A 25,787-nucleotide genomic window follows, 5' to 3' on the forward strand; every position below is an offset into this window, starting at 1 on the left:
GATGTTAATCGGATCAGGGCTTGTGACCGGCACGCAGCAGACCACCCAAACCATGCTCTTCCAGATAACGGGCAAACAGGCCGCGCAATACGTGGGGGTTGTCATGCTTGAGCCCCTCCGCCAGCAAGTCAGTCAGCTCGCTCAGCCTGGCATGGCGCAGCACATATTTGATGCGGGCAATGTTATTGGTGTTCATGCTGAAGCGGCGATAGCCCATGGCCATCAGCAGCAGCACGCCGACCGGATCGCCGGCCAGCTCACCACAGACGGAGACCGGCTTCTGGTAACGCCGGGAGGCATCGACCAGCAGTTGCAGCGCGCGGATGACCGCAGGATGGAAGGCATCATAGATGTTGGCGACCCTGGCATTGTTGCGATCCACGGCCAGCAGGTACTGGGTCAGGTCATTGCTGCCCACCGACCAGAAGTCGATGAGGGGCGCCATCTCCGGCAATATGTAGAGCGCGGAGGGGACCTCTATCATGGCCCCCAGGCTGGGATAGTTGATGGTGACGCCCCGCACGGCCGCCTCTTCCGAGACCTCATGCCAGGCCTGATCCAGCAGGCGACGGGAGGCCTTGATCTCCCCCACGCTGCTGATCATCGGCAGCATGATGGTGAGATTGTCCAACCCCTCGCTGGCACGCAGCATGGCCTTGAGCTGCACCAGGAAGAGTTCGGGGTGATCCAGGGTGAGCCGGATCCCCCGCCAGCCAAGGAAGGGATTTTCCTCCACGATGGGGAAATAGGGGAGCGGCTTGTCCCCCCCCACGTCCAGGGTACGCATGCAGACGGGGCGATCGCGATAGGTCTCGAGAATGCCGCGATAGCGGGCGGTCTGCTCCAGCTCCGAGGGGAAGCTGTCTTGCAGCATGAAGGGGATCTCGGTGCGATAGAGCCCCACGCCATCCGCCAGCTGACTGAGGGAGATCTCGGTATCGGCACTGAGGCCTGCGTTGAGCAGCAGCGACACCTTGACACCGTCAGCCGTCTCGGAGGGTTGATTGTCGACCGAGCGCACCAGGGTATCCAGCGCCCGCTCCTCGTCGAGCAACTGGCGGTACTCGGCCTGCAGCAGCGCGCTGGGCTCGATGAAGAGATCGCCGCTGTAGCCGTCCAGGATCAGCTGCCGTCCGCCGATGTCCCCCAGGGGCAACTCCACCCCCATGATGGCAGCGATGCCCATGGCGCGGGCCAGGATGGCGGCATGGGAGTTGGTCCCCCCCTTGAGGGAAACCACACCACTGAGAAACTCGCGGGGGACCTCGGCCAGTATGGTGGCCGTCACCTCGTCCGCCACCAGAACCACGGGTTCCCCTATGGTGAAATGTTCGGGTTCATTTTGCACCAGCCGACTGATGAGCCGCTGGGCTATGTCCTTCACATCGGTGGATCGCTCCTGCAGGTAGGGATCCTTCATCCCCTTGAACTGGTCGATCAGCCGATCACTGACCAGCTTGACCGCTGAGACCGCAGTCCAGTGCTCCTTGCTTACCTTGTTGCGGATGGGCCGGATATAGCCGGGATCATTGAGCAGGTGCAGATAGATGTCGAAGATGGCGACCGAGTCCTGACTGTAACTCTCACGAAATCGCAACGCCAGGCTCTCCAGATCGTGGCGCACCTCCTCCACCGCCTCCTCGAGGCGGGCCAGCTGGGCATGGTGATCCTCATCCTTGCGCGGGACTATGGAGCCCAGCTCCTTGCGCGGTCGCCATACCCAGGCCCTGGCGATGGCGATGCCGCTTGCCCCGGCGATGCCGCGCAGCGGCTTGCTCCAGTCGGTCTTCTGCAGCCAGCCCTTGGTCTGGGCATGGGCGAGACGGGCGGCCAGCTGGGCCGCCAGGGTGACCAGGAAGGACTCCTCCCCCTCATCGAAACGGCGGCTCTCCTTCTGCTGCACCACCAGGATGCCGACCACCTGACGCTGATGCATGATGGGGGCGCCGAGGAAGGAGCGAAACGCCTCCTCGGCCACATCGGGCAGGAACTTGAAACTGGGGTGGGAGGGGGCATCGGCCAGGTTGATCAGCTCTTCCCGCTGACCGACCAGGCCGACGATGCCCTGCTCGAATGGCAAGGTGGTCTTGCCGACGGCAGATTGCGCCAGACCGTCGGTGGCAGCCAGCCGATAGCAGCGCGCCTCGGGCTCGGAGACGTAAACGGAGCAGCAGGAAACCTGCATGGCGAGCCGGGTCTGGCCCACCAATGCTTCCAGTGCCTGCTCGAGGGTATTGGCCTGGGCCATGCTCTCGACGATGCGTCTCAATTCCGTCAGCAAATGCTCTGCTCCTTAGCGAGAGCGGTGGCGCCGCCCTTCCCTCTTGTTGCTTGCCTGCTGCACCACCGGCATGGCCAGCGGGGCAAACTCCTTCATCACCCGGCGATACACCTCCCGCTTGAAAGAGACCACCTGGCGAACCGGATACCAGAAGCTGACCCAGCGCCAGTCATCGAACTCAGGATGACCATAACAGCCAAATTGAATGTGCGACTCTTTCCCTGGATTCAGCTGCAGCAGAAACCATTTCTGTTTTTGGCCAATACAGACCGGTGAACTGTCCCATCGGACAAGTCGTTTGGGTAAGCGGTACTTGAGCCAGTTACGGCTGATAGCCAGTATGGTCACATCGTCGGGCTTGAGGCCAATCTCCTCATAGAGTTCCCGATACATGGCCTGCTCTGGTGTTTCACCCTCATCCACTCCCCCCTGGGGAAACTGCCAGGAGTGTTGTCCATAGCGCTTAGCCCACAGAACTTGTCCTTCGCGGTTACAGATCACGATGCCGACATTGGGACGAAACCCGTCACCATCTATCACGTGATCACCTTATAAAGGCTGAATCTATAAAGAGATTGTTCCACATTCACCCCTTGGCGGCAAACAGCGGTTGTCGATCACTAACCATGAATAACTTTCGATTTCAACCCAAGTTATAAACAAACAAAGGGATCCTTTCTGGCAAGTTGCTCACCCGTTCTGTGCATAACACTGTGGGCAAGCAGGTATACGGCTGAATATCAGCAACCATGAGTATAAATATGCTGGCATATATCAATGAAGATGAAAATCATTAAATGGATTTAAAACAATGAATTAGCATCAAGACACTGGATCAAGATCCATGCTTTATCCGGAGCGGGATCCCGGATCCTGATTGTGAACAAGTTCCAGCGCTCAAAGATCCACCAAGGGCAATTTATCCACAAGCCTTGCCTCCTTTCTCATCAGGATCCGGGCCGAAAAAGCGGATGGATCACATTTTTTTTCTCCATCCACGGCAATGGCTGCCATCCTTGATCAGTTATCCAAGTTTTCTGTGGATAACTGTGTGCAACAAGCAGGACAAACCCTTGGACAAGTTCTCCCCCCAAGGATCCCGAGCGGAACAAAGCCGGACTTTTCTATCAAAACCATTTAAAATCATAGTCATAAGCAAAGAATGCCCTTGCCAGGGTATTCGTCTGCCCCGCCATCTGGACTGGTCATAAAAACGACAGCAACCGGTTTGGGGACAGTTCCCGACGTTTCATCCACAGGAGGATCCTATGCCCCATCCCCCCCAGTCAGAACAGGAGCTGCTGGATCGTGCTCATGCCATCGCCGGCTTTACCCTGACCCAGCTGGCGACCGACGCCGGGATCCCTGTGCCGCGGGACCTGCGCCGGGACAAGGGCTGGGTCGGGCAGCTGATCGAATGGCATCTGGGCGCCAGTGCCGGCAGCAGGCCGGAGCAGGACTTCCCCGAGCTCGGTATAGAGCTCAAGACGATCCCGGTGGATCCCAGAGGCAAGCCCCTGGAAACTACCTTTGTCTGCGTGGCACCGCTGATCGGGGTCAGTGGCCAGCGCTGGGAGGAGTCCAATGTACGCAACAAACTGTCGCGGGTGCTCTGGATCCCGGTGGAGGGGAGTCGGGAGATCCCCGTTGGCGAACGCAGGGTCGGCATGCCGCTGATGTGGTGCCCTAGCGAGGAGGAGGATGCCTTGCTGCGCCAGGATTGGGAGGAGCTGATGGACATGATAGTGCTGGGTGAGGTGGAACAGATCAGTGCCCGTCATGGCCAGGTGATGCAGCTGCGCCCCAAGGCCGCCAACAACAAGGCCCTGACCCGGGCCATCGGTCGCGCCGGGCAGCCCATCATGACGCTGCCACGGGGCTTCTATCTGAAGATCACCTTCACCCATGCCCTGCTGATGCGTCACTTTGCCATGCCCAAATGAGGCTTTATCTATCTCCCTGTCATAAATTGGTATAAAAATAACCAATCTGGTTTCTTCGTAGCCAATGACAAGGAGGCGTCATGCCTATCAACAAGCAGTTCCTCAAGTCCCGTCCGGAAGTCAAAGTCACCTTCGAGGTGGAAAAAGCCGCCGCAGAGGGGGCCGAGCAGGTGCTACTGCTGGGGGAGTTCAACCAGTGGCAGCCGATCGCGCTCAAGCGCATGAAAAGCGGTGAGTTCAAGGCGACTCTCAACCTGCCCACCGACGGCCCCAGCCATTTCGAGTATTGCTATCGGCTGATCCAGCCCGATGGCGAGTGCCGTTACGACAATGACTGGGCGGCGGACGGCTATGTCCCGGGCCCGTTCGGACGGGACAACTCGGTGGTCAGGGTCAATCCCTAGCCTGGAAGCGGACATAAAAAAGGCTCGCCATTGGCGAGCCTTTTCACTATCCGTCGATAAATCGACACCAATTCGAGTCGAATTAGTTGAGCTTCTCTTTGATACGAGCAGCTTTGCCGGACAGGTTGCGCAGGTAGTACAGTTTGGCGCGGCGAACATCACCACGACGCTTCAGTTCTACACTGTGGATCAGCGGAGAGTGAGTCTGGAATACACGCTCAACACCTTCGCCGTTGGAGATCTTGCGAACGGTGAAAGCAGAGTGCAGACCGCGGTTACGCTTGGCAATCACGATGCCTTCGAAAGCCTGCAGACGCTCTTTACCACCTTCTTTAACACGCACTTGAACACGTACGGTGTCGCCCTGGGCGAAAGCCGGGATGTCGGTACGCAGTTGCTCTTGTTCAAGCTGCTGAATAATCTTGCTCATTGTCTTTCCTTACCTAGGATAAACTGAAAACTCTACTAAACGCTGTCACGCACTTCGCGGACATACTCGGCAAGAAGTAATTCTTGCTCGTCAGTCAGAGCTAGGTTGTTAATAAGTTCCGGCCTACGTTGCCAGGTTCGTCCGAGCGATTGCTTGAGCCGCCAGCGTCGAATCACTTCGTGATTGCCGCTTGTCAGCGCCTCCGGCACCGCCAATCCATCCAACAGCTCAGGTCGAGTGTAGTGGGGATGATCCAGCAGGCCATCCGTGAAGGAGTCCTGCTCGGCACTGGCCTGATCGCCCAATACCCCGGGAACCAGACGCGAAACCGCGTCGATCAGGGTCATGGCAGGCAACTCGCCACCACTTAGCACGTAATCGCCGATAGACCACTCTTCGTCGACCTCGGTTTGTATCACGCGCTCGTCGATACCTTCGTATCGACCGGCAATCAGGATCAGCTTTCGATCCTGCGCCAACTCGGTCACGCCCGCCTGTGTCAGCTTGCGTCCCTGAGGAGAGAGATAGATGACTTTCGCCCCGTCTCCCGCCGCTTGTTTGGCCGCATGAATCGCATCACGCAGCGGCTGAACCATCATCAACATACCGGGCCCACCACCATATGGACGATCATCGACCGTACGGTGCTTGTCGTGGGTAAAGTCCCGGGGGTTCCAGCACTCAATCTGCAGCAGGCCACTCTTGACGGCCCGACCCGTTACCCCGTGCTCGGTAATGGCTCGGAACATTTCCGGGAAGAGGCTAATCACCCCAATCCACATAAGAAACCTCCGGCACACCGCGGGAAACTAGAAACCAGGATCCCAATCAACTTCGATTGTGCGAGCAGTCAGATCAATATGCTTGATCACCTGCTCTTCCAGGAACGGAATCAACCGCTCCTTTGCGCCAAAGGCATCTTTTACATTGGCCTCAACCACCAACACATCGTTGGAGCCGGTTTCCATCAATTCGGTCACCTTGCCAAGGTCGTATCCCTTGGTGGTCAATACGGTGCAACCAATCAGGTCGCGCCAGTAGAACTCACCCTCGGGCAGACTCGGCAACTGATCGGCGTGAACGCCAATCTCGACATTGGTCAATGCCAGGGCATCCTCGCGCACATCGATACCATCGAGCTTGCAGATCAGACCCTTGTTGTGACGCTTCCAGGATGAAACCTGAAGTTCACGCCACACCCCGTTCTGATTGATCAGCCAGGGTTTGTAATCGAAAATCGCTTCGGCAACATCGGTGAAGGAGTTCACTTTCAGCCAGCCCTTGATGCCGTATACGGTACCCAGGGTGCCCAGAACTATAGGTTTATCCACCTTAACTCCCTACCGTTTAACTGATTAAGCCGCTTTGGCAGCGTCTTTGATCAGCTTGGCAACGCGGTCAGAAACAGCGGCACCAGTACCAACCCAATGCTCGATGCGAGCCAGGTCCAGGTTCAGCTTCTCAGCGGAACCAGAAGCAACCGGGTTGAAGAAACCGACGCGCTCGATGAAACGACCGTCACGGGCGTTACGGCTGTCAGCAACTACTACCTGGTAGAACGGACGCTTTTTCGCGCCACCACGTTGTAAACGAATGGTTACCATATCGTCCTCATTAACATCTAATGAACAAGGCCCGCAAACACGCGGACCCTAGCTTAAAATAAGCCGCATAATTCTACTTGAATTCATGCTGATTGCAACCGAGCCAGCCAATTTTTGCACAGGCGACAGACAAAAGAGGCTCCCTTTTGGGGAGCCTCTGTCGCCATGGCAGGCAGGGTCGTTTAGAAGGGGCCGCGACCACCACCGCCGAAGCCCGGTGGCAGCATGTTTTTCATCTGACCCATCATCTTGCGCATGCCGCCCTTGCCGGACATCTTCTTCATCATGCGCTGCATCTCGGTGAACTGCTTGAGCAGCTTGTTGACGTCCTGCACCTGCATGCCGGAGCCTGCGGCGATGCGGCGCTTGCGGGAGCCCTTGATGAGATCGGGGTGCGCGCGCTCCTTCGGGGTCATGGAGCTGATGATGGCCTCCATGCGCACGGTGAGCTTGTCATCCATCTGATCTTTCACGTTGTCAGGCAGGCCGGACATGCCAGGCAGCTTGTCGAGCATGCCCATCATGCCGCCCATGTTGCGCATCTGGACCAGCTGCTCGCGAAAATCTTCCAGGTCGAAACCCTTGCCGCTCTTGACCTTGCTGGCCAGCTTGGCCGCCTTCTCCTTGTCGACGTTTCGCTCCACCTCTTCGATAAGGGACAGCACGTCCCCCATGCCGAGGATGCGTGACGCCAGGCGATCCGGGTGGAATGGCTCCAGGGCGTCGGTCTTCTCCCCCATGCCGATGAACTTGACCGGCTTGCCTGTGATATGGCGCACCGACAGGGCGGCACCGCCACGGGCATCGCCGTCGGCCTTGGTGAGGATGACGCCGGTGAGCGGCAGCGCCTCGTTGAATGCCTTGGCGGTATTGGCCGCATCCTGACCCGTCATGGCATCCACCACGAACAGGGTCTCCACCGGCTTGATGGCGGCGTGCAGATCCTGGATCTCCGCCATCATCTCGCCATCGACGTGCAGACGACCTGCGGTATCGACGATCACCACGTCATAGAACTTCTTGCGCGCCTGATCGATGGCTGCGGTGGCGATGGCGATCGGCTTCTGGCTGGCATCGCTCGGGAAGAAGTCGACGCCGATGTCGCCGGCCAGGGTCTCGAGCTGCTTGATCGCCGCGGGGCGATAGACGTCGGCACTGACCACCAGCACCTTCTTCTTGCTGCGCTCCTTGAGCAGCTTGGCCAGCTTGCCGACCGTGGTGGTCTTACCGGCACCCTGCAGGCCAGCCATCAGGATGATGGCCGGCGGCTGGGCTGCCAGGTTGAGCTGCTCGTTCGCCTCCCCCATGACGGAGACCAGCTCGCCATGCACTATCTTGATGAAGGCTTGGCCCGGGCTCAGGGACTTGGCCACTTCCTGGCCGACGGCGCGTTCCTTGACACGGGCCACGAAGTCACGCACCACGGGCAGCGCCACGTCCGCCTCAAGCAGCGCCATGCGCACCTCGCGCAGGGTCTCCTTGATGTTATCTTCGGTCAGCCGCCCACGGCCACTGACGTTGCGCAGGGTGCGCGAGAGTCGTTCTGTCAAATTCTCAAACATGACGCTTTCCGGTTCTTGGCGTAATAAATGGCGGCATTATACCTCAGCCATCGCCTGAGGACGATTATTCGCCGCATCGGCTGCGGCGCCCTGCTCCCTATATATGGGCAGATTGCGAATTGCACAACTGGCGAGCACCTCGGGTGCAGGGTATACTGCCTCTCTTGTTCATCTAACTGCTTGTTCGACAACGACCTGGTTATGATCGTGATCTCTGTTCTGGCCCTGGCGTTTTATCTGCTGGCCATCATCGCCTCCCTGCACCTGTTGCTGAGCGCCAAGCCAACCGGACAGCACAAGTTGTTTGCCTGCGTCGCGTTCGCCCTGGTCGCTCACGCCATCACCCTGGGTGCCGAGGTAATGCAGACCCAGTCCGGCCAGAATCTCAGCATGTTGAACGTGGCCTCTCTGGTGAGCCTCATCATCAGCACCTTCATGACCTGCGCCGCGCGCCGTTTCAACGGCTGGATCCTGCTGCCAGTGGTCTATGGGTTTTCCGCGCTGCTGCTCACCGCCAGTGCGCTGATCCCGAGCCGCTACATCACCCATCTGGAGGCCCATCCCCAGCTACTGCTGCACATAGGTCTGGCCCTGATGGCCTATTCGGTGCTGATGATTGCCTGCCTGTTCGCCCTGCAACTCGCCTGCCTGGACCGCCAGCTAAAGTCTCGCAAGATCAGCCAGCTGCCCGCGATGCCGCCCCTGATGACGGTGGAGAAGCGACTGTTCCAGCTCATCTCCGCCGGCCTGTTCCTGCTGACGCTCTCCATCGCCTCCGGCCTCTTCTTCCTGGAAGACATGTTTGCCCAGGGCAAGTCCCACAAGGCGGTGCTCTCCATTCTCGCCTGGTGCGTCTACGCATTTCTGCTCTGGGGTCATCATGCCAGAGGCTGGCGCGGTCGCCGCGTCATCACCCTGAGCCTGATAGGCTCGGCCATCTTGACCCTGGCCTATTTTGGCAGCCGCTTCGTCAAAGAAGTGCTGCTGAGCTGATATCTCACCCCCCTTCATTCATTATTTAGCCCCAACAGGAGCCCTTCTTGGACAGCATATCAACGAGTACGTTACTGATTGTTCTCGTTATTCTGATCTTCCTTTCCGCGTTCTTCTCGAGCTCCGAAACCGGCCTGATGTCGCTCAACCGCTACAAGTTGCGCCACCTCGCCCAGACCAAGCACAAGGCCGCCCGCCGGGTGGAACGCCTGCTGGCACGCCCGGACCGCCTCATCGGCCTCATCCTCATCGGCAACAACCTGGTCAACATACTGGCATCGGCCATCGCCACCATCGTCTGCATTCGGCTGTTCGGCGACATAGGGGTGGCCGTGGCCACCTTCGGCCTGACCATAGTGGTGCTCATCTTCGGCGAGGTCACCCCCAAGACGCTGGCCGCCATGTATCCGGAGAAGATCGCCTACCCCGCCTCCTGGATCCTCAAGGGATTGATGGTGCCCCTCTACCCCTTCGTCTGGCTGATCAACGGCATCACCAGCAGCCTGCTCAAGCTGCTCAAGATCACGCCCAAGCAGGGAGACTCCCTCAACACCGAAGAGCTGCGCACCATAGTCAACGAGGCGGGCAGCATGATCCCCCAGCGCCATCAGGAAATGCTGCTCAGTATCCTGGACCTGGACAAGATGACGGTGGAAAACATCATGGTGCCGCGCAGCGAGATCTATGCCATCGACATCAATGACGACTGGAAGACCATACTGCGCCAGCTGGTGCATTGCGCCCACACCAAGATCCTGCTCTATCGCGACAACATAGACGACGCGGTCGGCTTCCTGCATGCCCGCGATGCCCTGCGGCTGATGGCCAGGGATCAGTTCAGCAAGTCCAGCCTGCTGCGCGCGGTCAAGGAGCTCTACTTCATCCCCGAGGGGACGCCCCTCAATGTCCAGCTCGCCAAGTTCCAGCGCAACAAGGAGCGGATCGGCCTCATCGTCGACGAGTATGGTGACATCCAGGGGTTGATCACCCTGGACGACATCCTCGAGGAGATAGTCGGTGACTTCACCACCTCCATGACCCCGACTCCGAGCGAAGAGATCCATCCCCAGCCTGACGGCTCCTTCCTGGTCGAGGGCTCGGTCAGCATCCGCGAACTCAACAAGGAGATGAACTGGCACCTGCCCACCGATGGCCCGCGCACCCTCAACGGCGTCATCCTGGAGTACCTGGAGGAGATCCCCCAGCCCAACATCAGCATCCGGCTGGCGGGCTACCCCATCGAGATCCTCGAGGTCGAGCAGAACATGGTAACCATGGCGCGCATCATGCCGCAGTTTTATCGCAGCACGGCATCAGACGAGGACGACGACTGATGCCGACCCAGGCTCCATGACCAAAATGAAGAAGGGCTGCCCACGGGCAGCCCTTCGCGTTGAGGGGATCGCCTCAGAACTCGTTGTCGTCGGCGGGAATGGTGAGGGTCGGGATCAGCTGGCCGAACACCTGCTCCAGCTCACTCCGATTGGCCAGCAAGTCCTGCAGGCTGTAACCGTCCATCACGGCCAGGAAGGCATTCATCGCATCCTTCAGCGCTCCCTTGAGCAGACAGACCGAGATGATGTGGCAGGCGGGCGAGTGGCAGTCGATGCCATCCAGATTGCCTTCCAGCTCGCGGATCACCTGGCCGATATTGATGGCATCCGGGGCACAGGCCAACCGGATGCCGCCATGCTTGCCGCGCTGGGACTGCAGATAGCCCAGCTTCACCAGCTGGTTGACCACCTTCACCATGTGGTTGCGAGAGACACCGTACAAGGCGGACACCTTGGCGACGCTCGACAATTCCCCCTCCGGCAGGGTCGCCAGATAGATGAGGGCTCTTAATCCAAAATCGGTATAACTTGTCAGTCTCATAGTGCCTGTTTAGCGCAAAGCGAAAGAAGGAGGATTGATCCTCATCAAATAAACATCTAGGATGCCACTTACAAAGTGTCATTCTAGATGTCAAATTAAGAGGACCTATGTTAGATCAAGCCACCATCGCCGTCATCAAAAGCACCATTCCCTTGCTCGAGTCGGCGGGCCCTGCGCTCACCCAGCACTTCTATCGACGCATGTTCAGCCACAACCCCGAGCTCAAGGACATCTTCAACCTGGCCCATCAGCACAGTGGCGGCCAGCCCCTGGCCCTGTTCAATGCCGTCGCGGCTTATGCCAGACATATCGACAACCTGGGCGCCCTCGCCGGTGCGGTCGAGCGCATCGCCCACAAGCATACTGGTTTCCTGATCCAGCCGGAACAATATCACATTGTGGGTAGTCATCTGTTGGCCACGCTCAAAGAATTGGGAGGAGAGGCGGTCACCGAAGAGGTCTTGACCGCCTGGGGCAAGGCCTATGGGGTGCTGGCCGACATCTTCATCGGCCGGGAGGGGGAACTCTATCGGCAGCAGGCCGAGCAGCCCGGTGGCTGGCAAGGTGCCCGCCCCTTCGTCATCACCCACAAGCGGGAAGAGAGCGACATCATCACCTCCTTCGTCCTGGCCCCCGTCGATGGTCAGCCCGTCCCCGACTTTCAGCCTGGTCAGTATCTCAGTCTCAAGCTGACCCACCCCGACCTGACACATCAGGAGATCCGCCAGTATTCCCTGTCCGATGCCCCCAACGGCCGCGACTACCGCATCAGCGTCAAGCGCGAACCAGAGGGCCAGGTCTCCAACCTGCTCCATGACAAGCTGGCGCCCGGTGACGTGCTGGCGGTAATGCCGCCAGCGGGAGACTTCGTGCTGGCCGCCGAGCCCGGCCAGGCCGTGGTACTGATCTCGGCCGGTGTCGGTCTGACCCCCATGCTCAGCATGCTCAATGGGCTGCTGGCCAAGGGGCATGATGCCGAGATCCGCTGGCTGCACGCCTGCGAGCAGGGAAGCTTGCACGGCTTCAGACAGGATATCCAGGACAAGTGCGATCGCCATGAACGACTGCTGAGCCGGGTATGGTATCGCGTCCCGCAGGATCAGGATCGGCAAGGGGTGGATTATGACTTCAGCGGCACCATGGCACTGACTCAGGTGCGAGAGCTGCTGCCGAGCGATGCGCACTACTACTGCTGCGGCCCCCTCCCCTTCATGGCCAGCATCAAGCGGCAGTTGCTGGCCCTCGGGGTGGGTGACGAGCGCCTGCATTACGAAGTATTTGGTCCCCATCAAGATCTGTAAGGACCGGGTATTCATATCAAGGAGGGGGAAACAGCCTGCACGGCACGGCGGCTGATCTTCCCATAACAGGAGGGCCTCTGCTGCAAGCAGGGGCCCTCTTTCATCAAGGGGCAAACGTCCGCATCAACGCATCGCCTTGGCCCGCGCCACCGCATTGGCTGGCATGCGGGCGGCGAGTCGCGAGAGCAGACTGGCGGCCCGGCCATGGAGCGCCTTGTCGCCTATCACAGCACCGTGCAACCACTGATAGGCCTCCTCATAGTCGAGGGGGCTGCCAAGCCCCGCCAGCAGCATCTCCACCCACTCCAGCTGCGCCTTGAGCAGCCCCTGGCTGGCCGCCTCCCGCATCAGGGTCTCCGCCCTCAGCGCATCCTTCTGTACCAGGATCCCCTTCCAGTAGTAGCGACCCAGCTGCTCCAGGGCCGGAGCCAACCCCTGCTCCGCCGCCGCCCACAGGTACTTGACCCCCTGCTCGGCATCGGGTTTGACGCACACCCCCCAGGCCAGCATGTCCCCCCACAGGAATTGATAGGAGGGGATCTTCATCACCTTGGCCCGCGCTTCTATATCCTGAGTCAGCTGGCACCTGTCCTGCCTGACCTGCTTGAGGTGACGCCCCTGCTCGATCCAGTCGAGCAGTTCATCCTGCCGATAGAGCGGCACCGCCTGCAGGGGCGCCACCGAGACGGGGGGCAACTTGGCGGTGGGATCCGCCACCTCCACCAGGGTGGCCGTCGCCGCCGAAGTGCCGCTGGCGGGAAGGGGCCACTGGGGCAGAGTCGCTCCGGGAGAAGGCGCACTCGGGGCGGCAGGCAGAGGAGCCGAATCGCCCGCCTTCGCCCCTTCGAGGGCGGTCGCGGGGGCTGAGTCCGGACGGGAGGCCGCCGCCAGCATGGGCTCGGGCGCGGCGGCCTCCTGCTCGGCCCGGATCGCTCCGGCCCAGAGGCATGCAAAGATAATGAGGGGGATGGCTTTCGTCATGGTGATTCTCCTGCTGCCCTCCTGTATCGGCAGCGGCGCTTCATCCCTTAACTCCGGATGGGCCTGACACCAGGCTCGGCGAGCCCACAATGACAAAAGGGGAGCCCGGGCTCCCCTTTTCCAACCGACTGGCGGCTTACTTGACGAAGTCGACGCCCAGCTGGATGTCGGCCTTGAGGGTGGCCAGCATGCCATCCATCGCTTCCTGCTCGAACGCGCTCAGCTTGCCGTAGTCCAGTATGGTCTCGACGCCGTCCTTGCCCAGCAGGACGGGCTGTGCGAAGAAGCTGGCGTGCTCGCCATTGCCTTCCACGTAGGCACATTCGATGACGTTGGCTTCGCCCTGCAGACCCTTGATGAGCGACAGGCCGAAACGGCAGGCAGCCTGACCCATGGAGAGGGTGGCAGAACCGCCACCGGCCTTGGCTTCCACCACTTCGGTACCGGCGTTCTGGATCCGCTTGGTCATGGCAGCCACTTCCTCGGCGGAGAAATCGGCACCTTCAATCTGGGACAGCAGCGGCAGAATGGTCACGCCACTGTGGCCGCCGATCACGTTGACACGCACCTTGTCGACGTTCAGACCCTTGGCTTCGGCCACGAAGGTCTCGGCACGGATCACGTCCAGGGTGGTGACACCGAACAGGCGACGCTTGTCATAGACACCGGCTTTCTTCAGCACTTCGGCGGCGATGGCTACCGTGGTGTTGACCGGGTTGGTGATGATGCCGATCAGTGCTTGCGGGCAGCTGGCGGCACACTTCTCCACCAGGTTCTTGACGATGCCGGCGTTGATGTTGAACAGATCGGAACGATCCATACCAGGCTTGCGCGCCACACCGGCGGAGATCAGCACCACGTCGGCACCGACCAGAGCAGGGCTCGGGTCTTCGCCGCAAAATCCTTTTACTTTCACGTCAGTCGGGATATGGCTCAGGTCGACGGCCACGCCCGGGGTCACGGGGGCAATGTCATACAGGCTCAATTCGGAGCCAGCAGGCAGACGATTCTTCAGCAACAGGGCAAGGGCTTGGCCTATGCCACCGGCGGCACCCAGAACGGCAACTTTCATGATCAACTCCATGTTTAAGCGTAGGTTTAAGGTTGTTTCTTGTTGTGCGCCCAACCTTAATGGATCCCCCCCGAAAAAACAATCTGATAACAGTTGTGACAACAGGTTCTGTGAGCTATGGAACAGCCAGCGGCAAAAGGGAGGGAGAAAAGTGAAAAGTTGGAGGGAAAGCACAGATTTTCTGCGTTTCCCTCCCACCTGGCGGGCTGTTTCGGCCGATCAGCCCTGAAAGGCCAGCGCCCGCCGTTCGCACCAGCGAAAGCCAATTGTTAACAAACCATTCATGGTGAGGTAGAGGGCACCCGCCACCGTGAACACCGCCAGGGTGTCATAGGTCTGGGCGTTGAGACGCTGGGCCAGCCCCATGATGTCCATAATGGTAATGGTGCTGGCGAGCGAACTCCCCTTGAGCACCAGGATCACCTCGTTGGAGTAGGCGGGTACCAGCCGCCGCGCGGCATGACGCACCTTCATCCACAGGGTCTGTCCCAGCGTGAAACCGAGTGCCCGGCAAGCTTCCACCTCGCCGGCCGGGATGGCATCGAGCGCCCCCTTGAACAGGCGGGTCGAATAGGCTGCGGTATTGAATCCCAGTGCCAGCACGGCGCAGAACCAGGGTTGCTTGAGCATGGGCCAGAGCGGCCCCGATTTAAGCCACTCGAACTGCCCGGGCCCGTAATAAATGAGGAAGATCTGGATGAGCAGCGGCGTGCCGGTGAAGACCAGCACCCAGAGCTGCACCAGTTGGGTCGCCACCGGAATACGCCGCTCCAGCACCCAGGTCATCAGGGCCGCCATGGCAACCCCGAGCAGCAGACTCAAGGCGGTCAGCTGCAAGGTCGTGGCCAATCCCCCCAGCAATGTCATGAGATAGTCCTGCATCATCAAGATCAAGCTCCGTAGCGGCGGGTATAACGGGATGCCTGCTTGAGGCCGAACTCGCTCACCAGGCTGATGACCAGGTAGATGAGAGCCGCTGTGGCATACCAGGTGAAGGGCTGATAGGTGCTGGCCGACGCCATCTGGGCCTGACGCATCATCTCGTTGACCCCGATGAGGGAGACCAGGGCCGTGTCTTTGAGCAGCACCAGCCACTGATTGCCCAATCCCGGCAGGGCGTGGCGCCAGGCCTGGGGCAGAACGATGCGAAAGAAGGTCCGCCCCCGCCCGAGCCCCAGCGCCTGCGCCGCCTGACGCTGACCCGCGGGCACCGCATTGAGGGCCCCCCGCAGCGTCTGGCAGGCATAGCTGGCAAACAGCAGGGAGAGCGCCAGCACGCCACAGGCGAAGGGACTGAACTCCACGTACTCGCCGGTGATGAGAAACAGCACCTGGGTCGAGCCGAAGTAGATGAACAGCACCACCAGCAGCTCGGGCAGGCCGCGCACCAGGGTGGTGAAGGCGGCGACGGGCCAGCCGAGCCAGGGCTTGCCACTGAGCTCGGCGGCGCTGAAGGCCAGCGCCAGCACCATGCCACCGGCCAGGGAGGCCAGCGCCAGCCCCAGGGTCATCCAGGTCGCGTCAAGCAGCAGACTCAACATGGCTTACTGGGCGAAGTACTTGTCGAAGATCTGCTGATAGGTGCCGTTGGCCTTGATCTCGGCCAGCCCCTTGTTCAGCTGGGCCAACAGTTCCTTGTTGTCCTTGGCCACGGCGATGCCAAAGCCGGTACCGAAATATTTGGCGTCGGTCACAGGGCTGCCCATCACGGCATACTCCTTGTGCTGCTTGAGCCAGTCGGCGGCCACTGCGGTATCGGCAAACACGGCATCGGTGCGGCCGTTCATCATGTCGAGGAAGGCGCTCTGATAGCTGGCATAAGGCACGGTGAGCAGCCCCTTGCTGACCCAGTTATCCACCAGATAGGACTGGTGAGAGCTGCCATTCTGGACACCGACCGTCTTGTCGACCAGGGCTTCCGGCCCCTTGAAGGCATCCTTCTTGGCCACGAACACGGCGGAGTTCTCGTAATAGATGTCGGAGAAATCGACCTGGGCGGCCCGCTCCGGGGTCACATCCATGGCGGCGATGGCCGCATCGAAACGGCGGAACTTGAGGCTGGGGATCAGGCTGTCAAAGGCCTGGTTGTGAAAGCTGCACTCCAGCTTGACCTGGGCACAGATGGCGCGAGCCAGATCGATGTCGAATCCCTGAAACTCGTTCTTGTCATCCAGATACTCGAACGGTGCATAGGTTGCCTCGGTGACGAACTTGATCTCCTTGGCCAGGGCGGAGGTGCTCAATACGCCCATGGCCACGGCCAGCAATGCGAACTTTTTCATGTGCTTATCCTTGTCAAAATGAAATGATTCAGTGATTGAGAAACTCGGCAAAACGACGGGTCTGGGGCGAGGCGAAGATCGCGGCGGAGCCTGCCTCCACTATCTTGCCCCGTTCCAGGTAGATCACCTGGCTGGCGACCTTGCGGGCGAAGTCGACTTCATGGGTCACCACCACCTGGGTGATCCCCGTCTCCCCGAGGCCGCGGATGATCTGGGCGACCTCCTTGGTTATCTCGGGATCCAGGGCCGCGGTCGGCTCGTCAAACAACAGGACCTCGGGATCCATCATCAGGGTACGGGCGATGGCCACCCGCTGCTGCTGGCCGCCGGAGAGCCGGGCAGGCCAGGCATCCCGCTTGTCGGCGAGCTGCAGCTGGGCCAGCAGATAACCGGCCTTGTCGATGGCGGCCTGCTTGCCCATGCCGAGCACCTTGACCGGTGCCTCGATGAGGTTTTCCAGCACGGTCAGATGGGGCCAGAGATTGTACTGCTGGAACACCATGCCCACCTTGCGGCGCAGCGCCTGGGCTTCCCGGGCGAATTCCCCCCTGGAGAGGGTCGACGGGAAAGAAAATTCACTCTGGCCGATGCGCAGGGTGCCGGCGTCCGGGGTGTCGAGCAGGTTGAGCATCCGCAGCAGCGAGCTCTTTCCCGCACCGCTGGGCCCCAGCAATACCAAGGTTTCACCGGGATTGGTGCGAAAAGAGACCTGCTGCAGGACGGGCTGCTTGTGCCAGGACTTGTCGATAGCTGTTAATTCAATACCCATACAACCTGATTGAATAAATTTTCAAAATTTCGTCCTGATTTTAATCTCAACAGGGGGCGATGCAAGCTAAACTTGCATCGATATGCAGTACAAACCGCAGTTCCTTGCCAAAAAAGGCATATGAATGCAAAATGGCCGGGCTGAAACCAGCTGCCGCCTGCCCTACACAGGCCGCCACCCTCCCTCATTCGTGAGTCCAAGATGAAGCATAACGACAAGCAAGAAAAACTGGCGAAGGCCTTTAAAGCCTTGCTGAAAGAAGAACGATTTGGCTCCCAGGCAGAGATAGTCACCGCCCTGCAAGAGATGGGTTTCGAAAACATCAACCAGTCCAAGGTATCGCGCATGCTGAGCCGCTTCGGCGCCGTTCGCACCCGCAACGCCAAGATGGAGATGGTCTACTGCCTGCCGGTGGAACTGGGCGTGCCCACCACCTCCAGCCCCCTCAAGAACCTGGTGCTGGATGTGGACCACAACGGCGCCCTGGTGGTGATCCACACCAGCCCGGGAGCGGCCCAGCTCATCGCCCGCCTGCTCGACTCCCTCGGCAAGGCGGAAGGGATCCTCGGCACCATCGCCGGTGATGACACCATCTTCATCACCCCGACCAGCGACACCGACATCGAAGAGCTCTACCTCTCCGCCCTCGAGCTGTTCGAACAGACCCCCTGAGCGGGTCCCGCCATCAGGGCGGCGCGACCCCAACGCAAGATCCCGGCCTAGGCCGGGATCTTTGTTTTCACGACGGCTCGCCCTGTTCGGCGACGCCTCACTGCCCCTGGCGTTGCAGGAAGTCGGTTGAAGGGGCGAAGAAGGCGGCCCCCGTCACCGCCCTGGTGAAGCGCAGCAGGTGGTCGAAGTGGCCGCTCTCCCCCTTGTACATGCTGTCCAGCATGGCATTGAAGTGCGCCTGGGTGCGGCAGCAGGAGATGAAGTAGAGCCCCTGCTCCTTCATGGTGCCCCAGGGCATGCTCTGGCGCAGTATCTCCATGGATTCACCCTTGGGGGTCTTGAGGTTGACCCGCTTGATGTGGGAGGTCAGCGGCTTGTCGGCAGAGGCGTACTCTATGTTGTCCTGCTTGGTGCGCCCTATGATGTCCTCCTGCTCCTTCAGTGCCAGTCGTTCCCATTCGCTCATGGCATGCACCCAGCGCTGCACATGCAGGTAGGAGCCCCCCGCAAATTCACCGCCATCCACCAGCGCCACCTCGGCCCTGTGTTCACCCTGGGGATTCTCGGTGCCGTCGACGAAACCGGTCAGGTCCCGGCAATCCTGGTTGCGAAAACCGCGCATCTCCTCCGCCAGTTCTACCAGACCACCCAGCAGGGCCATCAGCCGCTGGCCGGCATGGTGCAACACGTCGACCCGATCAGCCCGCAGCTGCACGAACAGATCGAAGGGGGTGTGGGGCGCCTGCTGGCCATTGGCCTCCTGGGCCATGAAGCCGCGAAACTGGGGAGGACGCGCCAACGGGTAGAGGCTGTCCCAGGCTTCGGAACCGACCGCCAGCAGGCCGGAGAAGCCTGCGTCGGGAAAATCGGCGCTGACGGACTGCCACAGGGTAGGTACCTTGGCGAGGCGGCGGACCAGCTCGGCGCGGTCGCCGACCCGGTTGAACATCAGATAGAGGGCATGCAGGTTAGGCTCTGCGCAGATCCCGGCTTGGGCGTTCATTCATTTCTCCCATGTGTGAGCATCGGTCGATCATAGAGTCGCCCGATTATAAAGCAATGACTGGCTGGATCCTTGACATGGCGCAGGGCCGGTCCCTCATAAGGGGTCGAACAGCACCAGAGGATGAGGCGCCACCTGCACCCGGGCGCGCCCCAGCGTCAGAGGCTCGCTGATGCTGGCCTCCAGGATCAGCGAGCCGCAGGCCAGCTGCACCCGACAGTGATGGCCGAGAAACTGCTGCTCCACCAGGGTCAGCGGCCCCGTCTCGTCCCCGCTGAGCTGCAACTGCTGGGGTCTGAGCATCAGCTGCAGACGGGCGCCCAGGGGACGACCATGGGGCTCGCTGCCACGTATGGTACCGATGGCCGTGGTCAGGCTCCATTCGTCCACCACCTCGGCATCCAGATAGTTGACCCCACCGAGGAACTCGGCCACGAAGCGGTTCTCGGGACGGCGATAGAGACGCTCAGGCTCGCCCACCTGCTCGATCTGGCCGGCACGAAACAGCGCCAGCCGATCGGCGAAGGCAAAGGCTTCCTCCTTGCTGTGGCTGACGAAGACGGCTCCTATCCCCTGCCCCTTGAGCAGGGCGCGGATCTCCAGGATGAGCTTCATTCTCACCTGGGTATCGATATTGGAGAAGGGCTCGTCCAGCAGCATCAGCCTGGGCTTGCACACCAGGGCGCGGGCGATGGCGACCCGCTGCTGCTGGCCACCGGAGAGCTGGTGGGGATAGCGCTCCCCCAGCCCCTGCAGGTTGACCAGGTTGAGGGAAGCCTCCACCGCCTCGCGGCGCTCGCGCCGGCCGCGTCCCTCCAGGCCAAAGCCGATGTTCTCGGCCACCGTCAGATGGGGAAAGAGGGCATAGTCCTGGAAGATCATGCCGATGCCCCTGTCCTCCGGCGCCATGGTCACACCGGGGCCATCGAGCAGCCGATCGCCAAGCAGAATGCGACCCTCAGCCAGGGGGATCAGGCCGGCAATGGCCTTGAGCAGCGTGGTCTTGCCGCAGCCGCTCGCTCCCAGCAGGCAGACGATCTCGTTGTCGGCCACCGACAGGGAGAGCTGCTCCAGCACATTGCGCCCGTTGTAACGGCAACTGACGCCCTCAATCTGCAAACAAGACACGACTCATATCCTCTCGTTCCTTGGGGCCGGCTCTGGGCCGGGCCGCCAGATGTAAAGCGGGGTCAGTGGCCCTTGCCATCCAGGCTGCGGTTGACCCAGATCAGGGGCACCAGACCGACCAGCACGATGACGATGGCGCCGAGGGCACCCCGTTCGAGCATCTCGTCCGACACGAACTGGTAGACATGGGTGGCCAGGGTCTCGAAGTTGAACGGCCGCAGCAGCAGGGCGGCCGGCAGCTCCTTCATGGATTCGATGAACACCAGCATGGCGCCGGCGAACAGGCCGCGCCGCACCAGGGGCAGGTGCACCCGCCTGAGCATGCCACCCGCCCCCTGCCCCAGGGAGCGGGCCGCCATGTCGAGACTGGGGGAGATCTTGCCCAGGCTGCTCTCCACCGAGCCGATGGCAATCGCCACGAAGCGCACCAGATAGCCGAAGACGATGGCGGTGAGGGTGCCGGTCAGCAGCAGGCCGGGCCCCTGTCTCCCCAGCCACTCGGCCAGATCATTGATGGCAAAATCGAGGGCCGTGAGCGGTACCAGCACGCCGATGGCGAGCACAGTGCCGGGCATGGCATAGCCCAGGGCGGCCAGGCGCAGGGGGATCAGGCTCTTGATCCCGCCATCGAGACGGCGGAAGAAGCCGAGCAGCAGGGCTACCCCCATGGCCAGCAGGGCGGTCAGGGTAGAGATGAGCAGGCTGTTGCCGGCGAATCGGACAAACTCCGGCGTCCATGAGAGGGCGAAATAACGCACCCCGTAATCGAGCAGGATGGCGAACGGCAATATGAAGCCCGCCACGACCAGGCCCCAGCACCAGCACCCGGCCAGCCAGCGCCCCATGCCCCCGAGGGGATAGCGCAGCGGCTGCTCGAAGCCCATGGACTTCTGGAACACCTGCTGACGGGCCCGGGAGCGCCGCTCCAGCGCGATCAGCAAGACCACCGCCAGCAGCATCAGACAGGAGAGCTTGGCCGCCGTGGCCAGGCTGCCATAGCCGAGCCAGGTATCATAGACGGCGGTGGTGAGGGTGTTGATGGCAAAGAAGTGCACCGTGGCAAAATCCGCCAGCGTCTCCATGGCCACCAGGGAGACCCCCACCATGATGGCGGGGCGAGCCAGGGGCAGACTGAGACGGCGAAAGCTCTGCCAGGGGTTGCACCCCAGCAGGCGGCTCGACTGGATCAGGCTGACCGACTGTTCCAGGAAGGAGGCCCGCGCCAGCAGGTAGACATAGGGAAACAGCACCAGGGCCAATACCCAGGCGGCGCCGCCGAGGGAGCGAATGGCCGGGAACCAGTAATCCGCCGGACTCTGCCAGTCGAACAGGGCTCGCAGGGCAGCCTGCAGCGGGCCTGAGTAATCAAACAAGTCGGTATAGACGTAGGCCACTATGTAGGAGGGCATGGCCATGGGCAGCATCAGCGCCCACTGCAGGGCGCGGCGGCCCGGCACCTGGCACATGGCGACCAGCCAGGCGGTCGGCACCCCGAACAGCAGGCTGAGCAAGACCACCCCCAGTACCAGCAACAGGGTATTGGTGAAATAGGTAGAGAGCACGGTGTCGGCCAGATGGGCGAACAGATCCCCATCCGCCGAGAGCGCGGAAAACAGCAGTGCCAGAACGGGCAAAACCAGCAGCAGGGCGCAGGCCCAACCGCTGGCTATCCAACCAAATCGTTTCATGAGTCCACAAAAATGGATGGGGCACCTGGCCCCATCGGATTAGAGATCGAACTGGACTTCGTCGAGCAGCGCCAGGGCATCCTTGCGGTGCTTGGCATAATCGCTGATCGGCAGGGCATCGACCTTGAAATCGCCCCAGGACTTGACCATGGCGGACGGCTCGACACCGGGCTTGACCGGGTACTCGGCATTCACGTCCGCGTACATGTGCTGCGCCTTGTCGCCGGCCAGGAACTCCATCAGCTTCTGGGCTTCTGCCTTGTTCTTGGCGTACTTGGTCATGGCCACGCCGCTCACGTTGACATGGGCACCGCGATTGGTCTGGTTCGGGAAGTTGATCTCGACCGCGTCGGCCCAGGACTTCTGCGCCGGGTCTTTCAGCATGGCGCCCAGGTAGTAGCTGTTGCCGAGGGAGATGTCGCAGATGCCATCCTTGATCGCCTTGACCTGATCCCGATCGTTGCCCTGGGGCTTGCGCGCCAGGTTGGCCTTGACCCCTTCCAGCCAGGTCTTGGCGTCCGCCATACCGTGATGGGCGATCATGGAGGAGACCAGGGCGACATTGTACTCGTGCTTGCCGCTACGTGTACAAATTTTCCCTTTGAATTCAGGCTTGACCAGATCTTCATAGCTGATGGTATCGAGCTTGCCCAGACGCGCCTTGCTGGAGTAGATGGCCCGCACCCGGGTGGTCAGGGCGAACCACTGATTGTCCGGATCACGGTAGGCAGCCGGGATGTTTTCCTGCAGCAGCTTGCTGTCCACCGGCTGCACCAGCCCCTTGTCGACCAGATCGGTCAGGCGGCTGATGTCGACGGTCAGCATCAGGTCGGCCGGGGAGAGTTTGCCCTCGCGCTCCAGCCGCTCGTTGAGGCCCTCTTTGGCGAACACCACGTTGACCTTGATCCCCGACTCCTGCTCGAACTGCTGGATGATGGGTTTGATCAGCTCATCCTGACGGCTCGAGTAAACATTCACCTGCTGTGCGGCCATGGCAGCCGGCGTGGAGATGGCGGTAAAGGCCATGGCCAACAGAGTCTTCTTCATCATGAAATCAATCCCTTGGATGGATAGAGTGAGAACTATTGTCGTTTGCATTCTGCCTCAGCAGCTTGCCCCATCGCAAGACGATCCCCTGCGCTGGCTCACATATTTATTCCATGATGAATAAAAAGGGCCGGATGGAATCCCATCCGGCCCTGCATGACAGCCCTCGTTATCAGTGGCTGGCTTTGACCGTCACGAATTCGGGGTAGGCATCCACGCCGCATTCGTGCATGTCCACACCCATCATCTCTTCCTCTTCGCTCACCCGGACACCCAGGGTGGCCTTCAGCACGGCCCACACCAACAGGGAGGCAAGGAAGACCCAACCGAAGATCACCGCGGCGCCGAGCAGCTGGGCCCCGAAGGTGGTCGCCTCGTTGCTGAAGGGCACGACCATCAGGCCGAAGAAGCCGCAGACACCGTGTACCGAGAGGGCACCGACCGGATCATCGATCTTGACCTTGTCGAAGCAGACGATGGCATAGACCACCAGCACACCGGCCAGCACACCGATCAGGCTCGCGAACAGCGGGCTCGGGGAGGCGGGGTCGGCCGTGATGGCCACCAGGCCAGCCAGGGCACCGTTCAATACCATGGTCAGGTCGGCCTTGCCCCAGGTCAGCTTGGTCACCAGCAGGGCGCCGAGGGCGCCGGTCGCAGCGGCGGCATTGGTGTTGACGAAGACGGCACCGATGGCGGTGGCGTTGGCCGCATCGGACAGCATCAGCTGGGAGCCACCGTTGAAGCCGAACCAGCCCATCCACAGGATCAGGGTCCCCAGGGTCGCCAGCGGCAGGTTGGAGCCGGGGATCGGGTAGATCTCTCCGTTCTTGCCATATTTGCCACGGCGCGCACCCAGGATCAGCACGGCGGCCAGGGCGGCGGCGGCACCGGCGAGGTGCACTATGCCGGAGCCGGCGAAGTCGGAGAAGCCCGCCTCTTTCAGGAAGCCGCCACCCCAGGTCCAGTAACCCTCGACCGGGTAGATGACCCCCGTCATCACCACGCAGAACAGCAGGAAGGACCAGAGCTTCATCCGCTCGGCGACGGCGCCGGAGACGATGGAGGTCGCGGTCGCCACGAACACCACCTGGAAGAAGAAGTCAGACTCGAGCGAGTGGCTGGCATCTTCGGCCTGGGTGCCGATCAGGGTGCCGAAGCTGGGCAGCCAGCCGCCGGCGCCGTTGTCGACGTACATGATGTTGTAGCCGATCAGCAGATACATGACGCAGGCGATGGTATACAGCAAAATGTTCTTGGTCAGGATCTCGGTGGTGTTCTTGGCGCGCACCAGACCCGCTTCCAGCATGGCGAAACCGGCGGTCATCCACATGACCAGCACACCGGACATCAACAGATAAAAGGTGTCCAGCGCAAACCGCAGCTCACTGACACTCTTGGCTAACTCTTCCATGATTCTCTCCTACCAGCTCTCTATCTTGGTTGCTTACAGCGCTTCGGCGTCGGTTTCACCGGTACGGATCCGCACCGCCTGCTGCAGGTCGTAAACGAAAATTTTGCCGTCACCTATCTTGCCGGTGTAGGCGGCCTTGCAGATTGCTTCGATCACGCTCTCCACGTTGTCGGCTATGGTGGCTATCTCCAGCTTGACCTTGGGCAGAAAGTCGACCTGATACTCGGCGCCACGGTACAATTCGGTGTGTCCCTTCTGGCGGCCAAACCCCTTGACCTCGGAGACGGTCAACCCCTCGACCCCGAGGTTGGCAATGGCTTCACGAACATCGTCCAACTTGAAGGGCTTGATAATCGCTGTAATCAGTTTCATCTGGTTGCTCCCAATCCATGGTGTGTCGATATAGGGCAATCAATTCTTGTGCCAACAATTTTTAGTGTTATTTTTCAGATAGATAACTCTTTTCTCTCCCGCAGCCTCCAGCCAGGCTCCCCAAGGGAGAGCAGAGCGCCCCACAATGAGGCACCATCCTTAAACAAGGTTAAAAAATGCACCAACTTGGTTCAGTGACCCCATGCTAGTCATCTCAAACAACGTGGCCCTGCCCTGGCACGAGCTGCAATTCCAGGCCATGCGTGCCCAGGGCGCCGGGGGGCAGCATGTCAACAAGACGGACTCCGCCGTCTGGCTGCGCTTCGACTACCGCCACTCCCCCAGCCTGCCGGATCTCTACAAGGAGGGCCTGGACAAGCTCAGCGACAGCCGGGTCCACGACGGCTTCATCCTGATCCGGGTCGAGACCCACCGCAGCCAGGACATGAACCGCAAGGAAGCCATGAACCGGCTGGTGGAACTCCTGACCAAGGCGGCATGGCGCCCCAAGACGCGGCGCCCCACCAAGCCGACCAAGGGCTCCCAACGCAGGCGGGTCGAGGCCAAGAAACGCAAGGGGGACATCAAGTCCGGGCGCGGCAAGATCACCCTGGAGTGAGGCGAGTCCGCCCGGGGCCAGGTACCCATGACAAGAGCAGGGAGAATGAACACAGGATGAAGGGGCTTATCAGAAGGGCTTCAGGAAGCCGCTGGCATGATGCGAGCGTACCTGGTGGCGTACCACCATGCAGGTATACCCATGTGACGCTTCCGATCTGTTTTCCCGCGCCTCCCCAGAGGCGCTTTTTTTATGTCAGCTTCCCTCTCCCGCTCTTTGTCCCAAAGCCGGAGTCATTCTGTTCAGCGCAGCATGCCGATACCCGGGAGACGGCCACCACATCAAGACCCGACCCGGAGACGACGCTGTCATCCTGTTCAGCGCGGCCTGTCGATACCCGGGAGACG

General features: G+C 60.7%; 27 protein-coding genes. 7 read left to right on the top strand and 20 right to left on the bottom strand.

From position 1 onward, the window contains the following. Positions 1-13 precede the first annotated feature (13 nt). Together ptsP and rppH are read right to left on the bottom strand one after the other, a co-directional pair. The gene (gene ptsP / locus BN1119_RS05680) at positions 14-2,281 is read right to left on the bottom strand and encodes a phosphoenolpyruvate--protein phosphotransferase (protein WP_041995145.1); all 2,268 of its coding nucleotides are present in this window, start codon (positions 2,279-2,281) and stop codon (positions 14-16) included. A 12-nt stretch (positions 2,282-2,293) separates the two neighbouring features. Continuing rightward, positions 2,294-2,821 carry an RNA pyrophosphohydrolase gene (rppH, locus tag BN1119_RS05685; protein WP_084205309.1) on the bottom strand — a complete coding sequence of 176 codons (528 nt, stop codon included), beginning with the start codon at positions 2,819-2,821 and terminating at the stop codon, positions 2,294-2,296. Between the two features lie 728 nt (positions 2,822-3,549). Between rppH and mutH the strand changes: the two genes are divergently transcribed. Both mutH and BN1119_RS05695 read left to right on the top strand, forming a co-directional pair. Beyond that, a complete protein-coding gene (gene mutH, locus BN1119_RS05690) occupies positions 3,550-4,224 on the top strand; it encodes a DNA mismatch repair endonuclease MutH (RefSeq protein ID WP_041995147.1) in 675 nt (224 codons plus the stop codon). A gap of 80 nt (positions 4,225-4,304) precedes the next feature. Further along, complete coding sequence (locus BN1119_RS05695; protein ID WP_041995149.1) at positions 4,305-4,628, top strand: isoamylase early set domain-containing protein; 324 nt, start codon at positions 4,305-4,307, stop codon at positions 4,626-4,628. Positions 4,629-4,710: 82 nt separating this feature from the next. Here the strand turns inward: BN1119_RS05695 and rplS are convergent, their stop codons facing one another. From rplS to ffh, 5 genes are all read right to left on the bottom strand, one after another. Beyond that, positions 4,711-5,058: a 50S ribosomal protein L19 gene (gene rplS / locus BN1119_RS05700; RefSeq protein ID WP_005313505.1), complete on the bottom strand. Its 348-nt coding sequence runs from the start codon at positions 5,056-5,058 to the stop codon at positions 4,711-4,713. 35 nt (positions 5,059-5,093) lie between these two features. Further along, positions 5,094-5,840, bottom strand: a complete 747-nt coding sequence (gene trmD, locus BN1119_RS05705; protein ID WP_041995151.1) for a tRNA (guanosine(37)-N1)-methyltransferase TrmD — start codon at positions 5,838-5,840, stop codon at positions 5,094-5,096. A gap of 27 nt (positions 5,841-5,867) precedes the next feature. After that, complete coding sequence (gene rimM / locus BN1119_RS05710; RefSeq protein ID WP_041995153.1) at positions 5,868-6,389, bottom strand: ribosome maturation factor RimM; 522 nt, start codon at positions 6,387-6,389, stop codon at positions 5,868-5,870. Positions 6,390-6,413: 24 nt separating this feature from the next. After that, positions 6,414-6,662, bottom strand: coding sequence for a 30S ribosomal protein S16 (gene rpsP / locus BN1119_RS05715; RefSeq protein ID WP_041995155.1), 249 nt, complete (start codon positions 6,660-6,662; stop codon positions 6,414-6,416). A gap of 182 nt (positions 6,663-6,844) precedes the next feature. After that, positions 6,845-8,224, bottom strand: a complete 1,380-nt coding sequence (gene ffh, locus BN1119_RS05720; RefSeq protein ID WP_041995157.1) for a signal recognition particle protein — start codon at positions 8,222-8,224, stop codon at positions 6,845-6,847. Positions 8,225-8,425: 201 nt separating this feature from the next. Here ffh and BN1119_RS05725 point away from each other — a divergent pair, with 201 nt between their 5' ends. Then, positions 8,426-9,217 carry a cytochrome C assembly family protein gene (locus BN1119_RS05725; RefSeq protein ID WP_041995158.1) on the top strand — a complete coding sequence of 264 codons (792 nt, stop codon included), beginning with the start codon at positions 8,426-8,428 and terminating at the stop codon, positions 9,215-9,217. A 47-nt stretch (positions 9,218-9,264) separates the two neighbouring features. Beyond that, positions 9,265-10,551, top strand: a complete 1,287-nt coding sequence (locus BN1119_RS05730; protein WP_041995160.1) for an HlyC/CorC family transporter — start codon at positions 9,265-9,267, stop codon at positions 10,549-10,551. A 73-nt stretch (positions 10,552-10,624) separates the two neighbouring features. Here the strand turns inward: BN1119_RS05730 and BN1119_RS05735 are convergent, their stop codons facing one another. Beyond that, positions 10,625-11,092, bottom strand: a complete 468-nt coding sequence (locus BN1119_RS05735) for an Rrf2 family transcriptional regulator (RefSeq protein ID WP_041995162.1) — start codon at positions 11,090-11,092, stop codon at positions 10,625-10,627. A 107-nt stretch (positions 11,093-11,199) separates the two neighbouring features. Here BN1119_RS05735 and hmpA point away from each other — a divergent pair, with 107 nt between their 5' ends. Then, positions 11,200-12,393 carry an NO-inducible flavohemoprotein gene (hmpA, locus tag BN1119_RS05740; protein ID WP_041995164.1) on the top strand — a complete coding sequence of 398 codons (1,194 nt, stop codon included), beginning with the start codon at positions 11,200-11,202 and terminating at the stop codon, positions 12,391-12,393. Positions 12,394-12,516: 123 nt separating this feature from the next. Here hmpA and BN1119_RS21110 read toward each other — a convergent pair whose 3' ends face one another. The 6 genes from BN1119_RS21110 to BN1119_RS05770 form a co-directional block, all read right to left on the bottom strand. Next, positions 12,517-13,374, bottom strand: coding sequence for a tetratricopeptide repeat protein (locus tag BN1119_RS21110; RefSeq protein ID WP_244463685.1), 858 nt, complete (start codon positions 13,372-13,374; stop codon positions 12,517-12,519). Between the two features lie 136 nt (positions 13,375-13,510). Further along, positions 13,511-14,446 carry a malate dehydrogenase gene (mdh, locus tag BN1119_RS05750; protein ID WP_041995166.1) on the bottom strand — a complete coding sequence of 312 codons (936 nt, stop codon included), beginning with the start codon at positions 14,444-14,446 and terminating at the stop codon, positions 13,511-13,513. A 219-nt stretch (positions 14,447-14,665) separates the two neighbouring features. Next, complete coding sequence (gene artM / locus BN1119_RS05755) at positions 14,666-15,328, bottom strand: arginine ABC transporter permease ArtM (protein WP_041995245.1); 663 nt, start codon at positions 15,326-15,328, stop codon at positions 14,666-14,668. A gap of 8 nt (positions 15,329-15,336) precedes the next feature. Continuing rightward, on the bottom strand, positions 15,337-15,987 hold the full coding sequence (gene artQ, locus BN1119_RS05760) for an arginine ABC transporter permease ArtQ (protein WP_041995168.1): 651 nt from the start codon (positions 15,985-15,987) through the stop codon (positions 15,337-15,339). Between the two features lie 3 nt (positions 15,988-15,990). Then, positions 15,991-16,728 carry a transporter substrate-binding domain-containing protein gene (locus BN1119_RS05765; protein ID WP_041995170.1) on the bottom strand — a complete coding sequence of 246 codons (738 nt, stop codon included), beginning with the start codon at positions 16,726-16,728 and terminating at the stop codon, positions 15,991-15,993. A 28-nt stretch (positions 16,729-16,756) separates the two neighbouring features. Then, positions 16,757-17,497 carry an ATP-binding cassette domain-containing protein gene (locus BN1119_RS05770; RefSeq protein WP_041995173.1) on the bottom strand — a complete coding sequence of 247 codons (741 nt, stop codon included), beginning with the start codon at positions 17,495-17,497 and terminating at the stop codon, positions 16,757-16,759. Positions 17,498-17,698: 201 nt separating this feature from the next. Between BN1119_RS05770 and argR the strand changes: the two genes are divergently transcribed. Then, entirely contained in the window at positions 17,699-18,169 is a 471-nt protein-coding gene (gene argR / locus BN1119_RS05775; protein ID WP_005308670.1) for a transcriptional regulator ArgR, read from the top strand. Positions 18,170-18,266: 97 nt separating this feature from the next. Here argR and BN1119_RS05780 read toward each other — a convergent pair whose 3' ends face one another. From BN1119_RS05780 to glnK, 6 genes are all read right to left on the bottom strand, one after another. Further along, positions 18,267-19,172: a Dyp-type peroxidase gene (locus BN1119_RS05780; RefSeq protein ID WP_041995177.1), complete on the bottom strand. Its 906-nt coding sequence runs from the start codon at positions 19,170-19,172 to the stop codon at positions 18,267-18,269. A 96-nt stretch (positions 19,173-19,268) separates the two neighbouring features. After that, complete coding sequence (locus BN1119_RS05785; protein ID WP_041995179.1) at positions 19,269-20,300, bottom strand: ABC transporter ATP-binding protein; 1,032 nt, start codon at positions 20,298-20,300, stop codon at positions 19,269-19,271. A gap of 62 nt (positions 20,301-20,362) precedes the next feature. Then, complete coding sequence (locus BN1119_RS05790) at positions 20,363-21,988, bottom strand: ABC transporter permease (RefSeq protein ID WP_041995181.1); 1,626 nt, start codon at positions 21,986-21,988, stop codon at positions 20,363-20,365. A 39-nt stretch (positions 21,989-22,027) separates the two neighbouring features. Then, entirely contained in the window at positions 22,028-23,035 is a 1,008-nt protein-coding gene (locus BN1119_RS05795) for a Fe(3+) ABC transporter substrate-binding protein (protein ID WP_041995183.1), read from the bottom strand. A 172-nt stretch (positions 23,036-23,207) separates the two neighbouring features. Further along, complete coding sequence (locus tag BN1119_RS05800; protein WP_041995185.1) at positions 23,208-24,449, bottom strand: ammonium transporter; 1,242 nt, start codon at positions 24,447-24,449, stop codon at positions 23,208-23,210. Between the two features lie 33 nt (positions 24,450-24,482). Continuing rightward, complete coding sequence (glnK, locus tag BN1119_RS05805; RefSeq protein WP_041995187.1) at positions 24,483-24,821, bottom strand: P-II family nitrogen regulator; 339 nt, start codon at positions 24,819-24,821, stop codon at positions 24,483-24,485. Positions 24,822-25,023: 202 nt separating this feature from the next. Here glnK and arfB point away from each other — a divergent pair, with 202 nt between their 5' ends. Next, positions 25,024-25,440 (top strand): alternative ribosome rescue aminoacyl-tRNA hydrolase ArfB, encoded by a 417-nt coding sequence (arfB, locus tag BN1119_RS05810; RefSeq protein WP_041995189.1) that lies wholly within the window; start codon positions 25,024-25,026, stop codon positions 25,438-25,440. Positions 25,441-25,787 lie beyond the last annotated feature (347 nt).

Origin of the sequence: Aeromonas bivalvium (genome assembly GCF_000819765.1) — a bacterium.
In the GTDB taxonomy this organism is placed as follows: domain Bacteria; phylum Pseudomonadota; class Gammaproteobacteria; order Enterobacterales; family Aeromonadaceae; genus Aeromonas; species Aeromonas bivalvium.

Coding starts and splice junctions, on each gene's coding strand:
- mutH (WP_041995147.1), top strand. CDS start 3,550: ATGCCCCATCCCCCCCAGTCAGAACAGGAGCTGCTGGATCGTGCTCAT.
- BN1119_RS05695 (WP_041995149.1), top strand. CDS start 4,305: ATGCCTATCAACAAGCAGTTCCTCAAGTCCCGTCCGGAAGTCAAAGTC.
- rplS (WP_005313505.1), bottom strand. CDS start 5,058: ATGAGCAAGATTATTCAGCAGCTTGAACAAGAGCAACTGCGTACCGAC.
- trmD (WP_041995151.1), bottom strand. CDS start 5,840: ATGTGGATTGGGGTGATTAGCCTCTTCCCGGAAATGTTCCGAGCCATT.
- rpsP (WP_041995155.1), bottom strand. CDS start 6,662: ATGGTAACCATTCGTTTACAACGTGGTGGCGCGAAAAAGCGTCCGTTC.
- ffh (WP_041995157.1), bottom strand. CDS start 8,224: ATGTTTGAGAATTTGACAGAACGACTCTCGCGCACCCTGCGCAACGTC.
- BN1119_RS05725 (WP_041995158.1), top strand. CDS start 8,426: ATGATCGTGATCTCTGTTCTGGCCCTGGCGTTTTATCTGCTGGCCATC.
- BN1119_RS05735 (WP_041995162.1), bottom strand. CDS start 11,092: ATGAGACTGACAAGTTATACCGATTTTGGATTAAGAGCCCTCATCTAT.
- hmpA (WP_041995164.1), top strand. CDS start 11,200: ATGTTAGATCAAGCCACCATCGCCGTCATCAAAAGCACCATTCCCTTG.
- BN1119_RS21110 (WP_244463685.1), bottom strand. CDS start 13,374: ATGACGAAAGCCATCCCCCTCATTATCTTTGCATGCCTCTGGGCCGGA.
- mdh (WP_041995166.1), bottom strand. CDS start 14,446: ATGAAAGTTGCCGTTCTGGGTGCCGCCGGTGGCATAGGCCAAGCCCTT.
- artM (WP_041995245.1), bottom strand. CDS start 15,328: ATGCAGGACTATCTCATGACATTGCTGGGGGGATTGGCCACGACCTTG.
- artQ (WP_041995168.1), bottom strand. CDS start 15,987: ATGTTGAGTCTGCTGCTTGACGCGACCTGGATGACCCTGGGGCTGGCG.
- BN1119_RS05765 (WP_041995170.1), bottom strand. CDS start 16,728: ATGAAAAAGTTCGCATTGCTGGCCGTGGCCATGGGCGTATTGAGCACC.
- BN1119_RS05770 (WP_041995173.1), bottom strand. CDS start 17,497: ATGGGTATTGAATTAACAGCTATCGACAAGTCCTGGCACAAGCAGCCC.
- argR (WP_005308670.1), top strand. CDS start 17,699: ATGAAGCATAACGACAAGCAAGAAAAACTGGCGAAGGCCTTTAAAGCC.
- BN1119_RS05780 (WP_041995177.1), bottom strand. CDS start 19,172: ATGAACGCCCAAGCCGGGATCTGCGCAGAGCCTAACCTGCATGCCCTC.
- BN1119_RS05790 (WP_041995181.1), bottom strand. CDS start 21,988: ATGAAACGATTTGGTTGGATAGCCAGCGGTTGGGCCTGCGCCCTGCTG.
- BN1119_RS05795 (WP_041995183.1), bottom strand. CDS start 23,035: ATGAAGAAGACTCTGTTGGCCATGGCCTTTACCGCCATCTCCACGCCG.
- BN1119_RS05800 (WP_041995185.1), bottom strand. CDS start 24,449: ATGGAAGAGTTAGCCAAGAGTGTCAGTGAGCTGCGGTTTGCGCTGGAC.
- glnK (WP_041995187.1), bottom strand. CDS start 24,821: ATGAAACTGATTACAGCGATTATCAAGCCCTTCAAGTTGGACGATGTT.
- arfB (WP_041995189.1), top strand. CDS start 25,024: ATGCTAGTCATCTCAAACAACGTGGCCCTGCCCTGGCACGAGCTGCAA.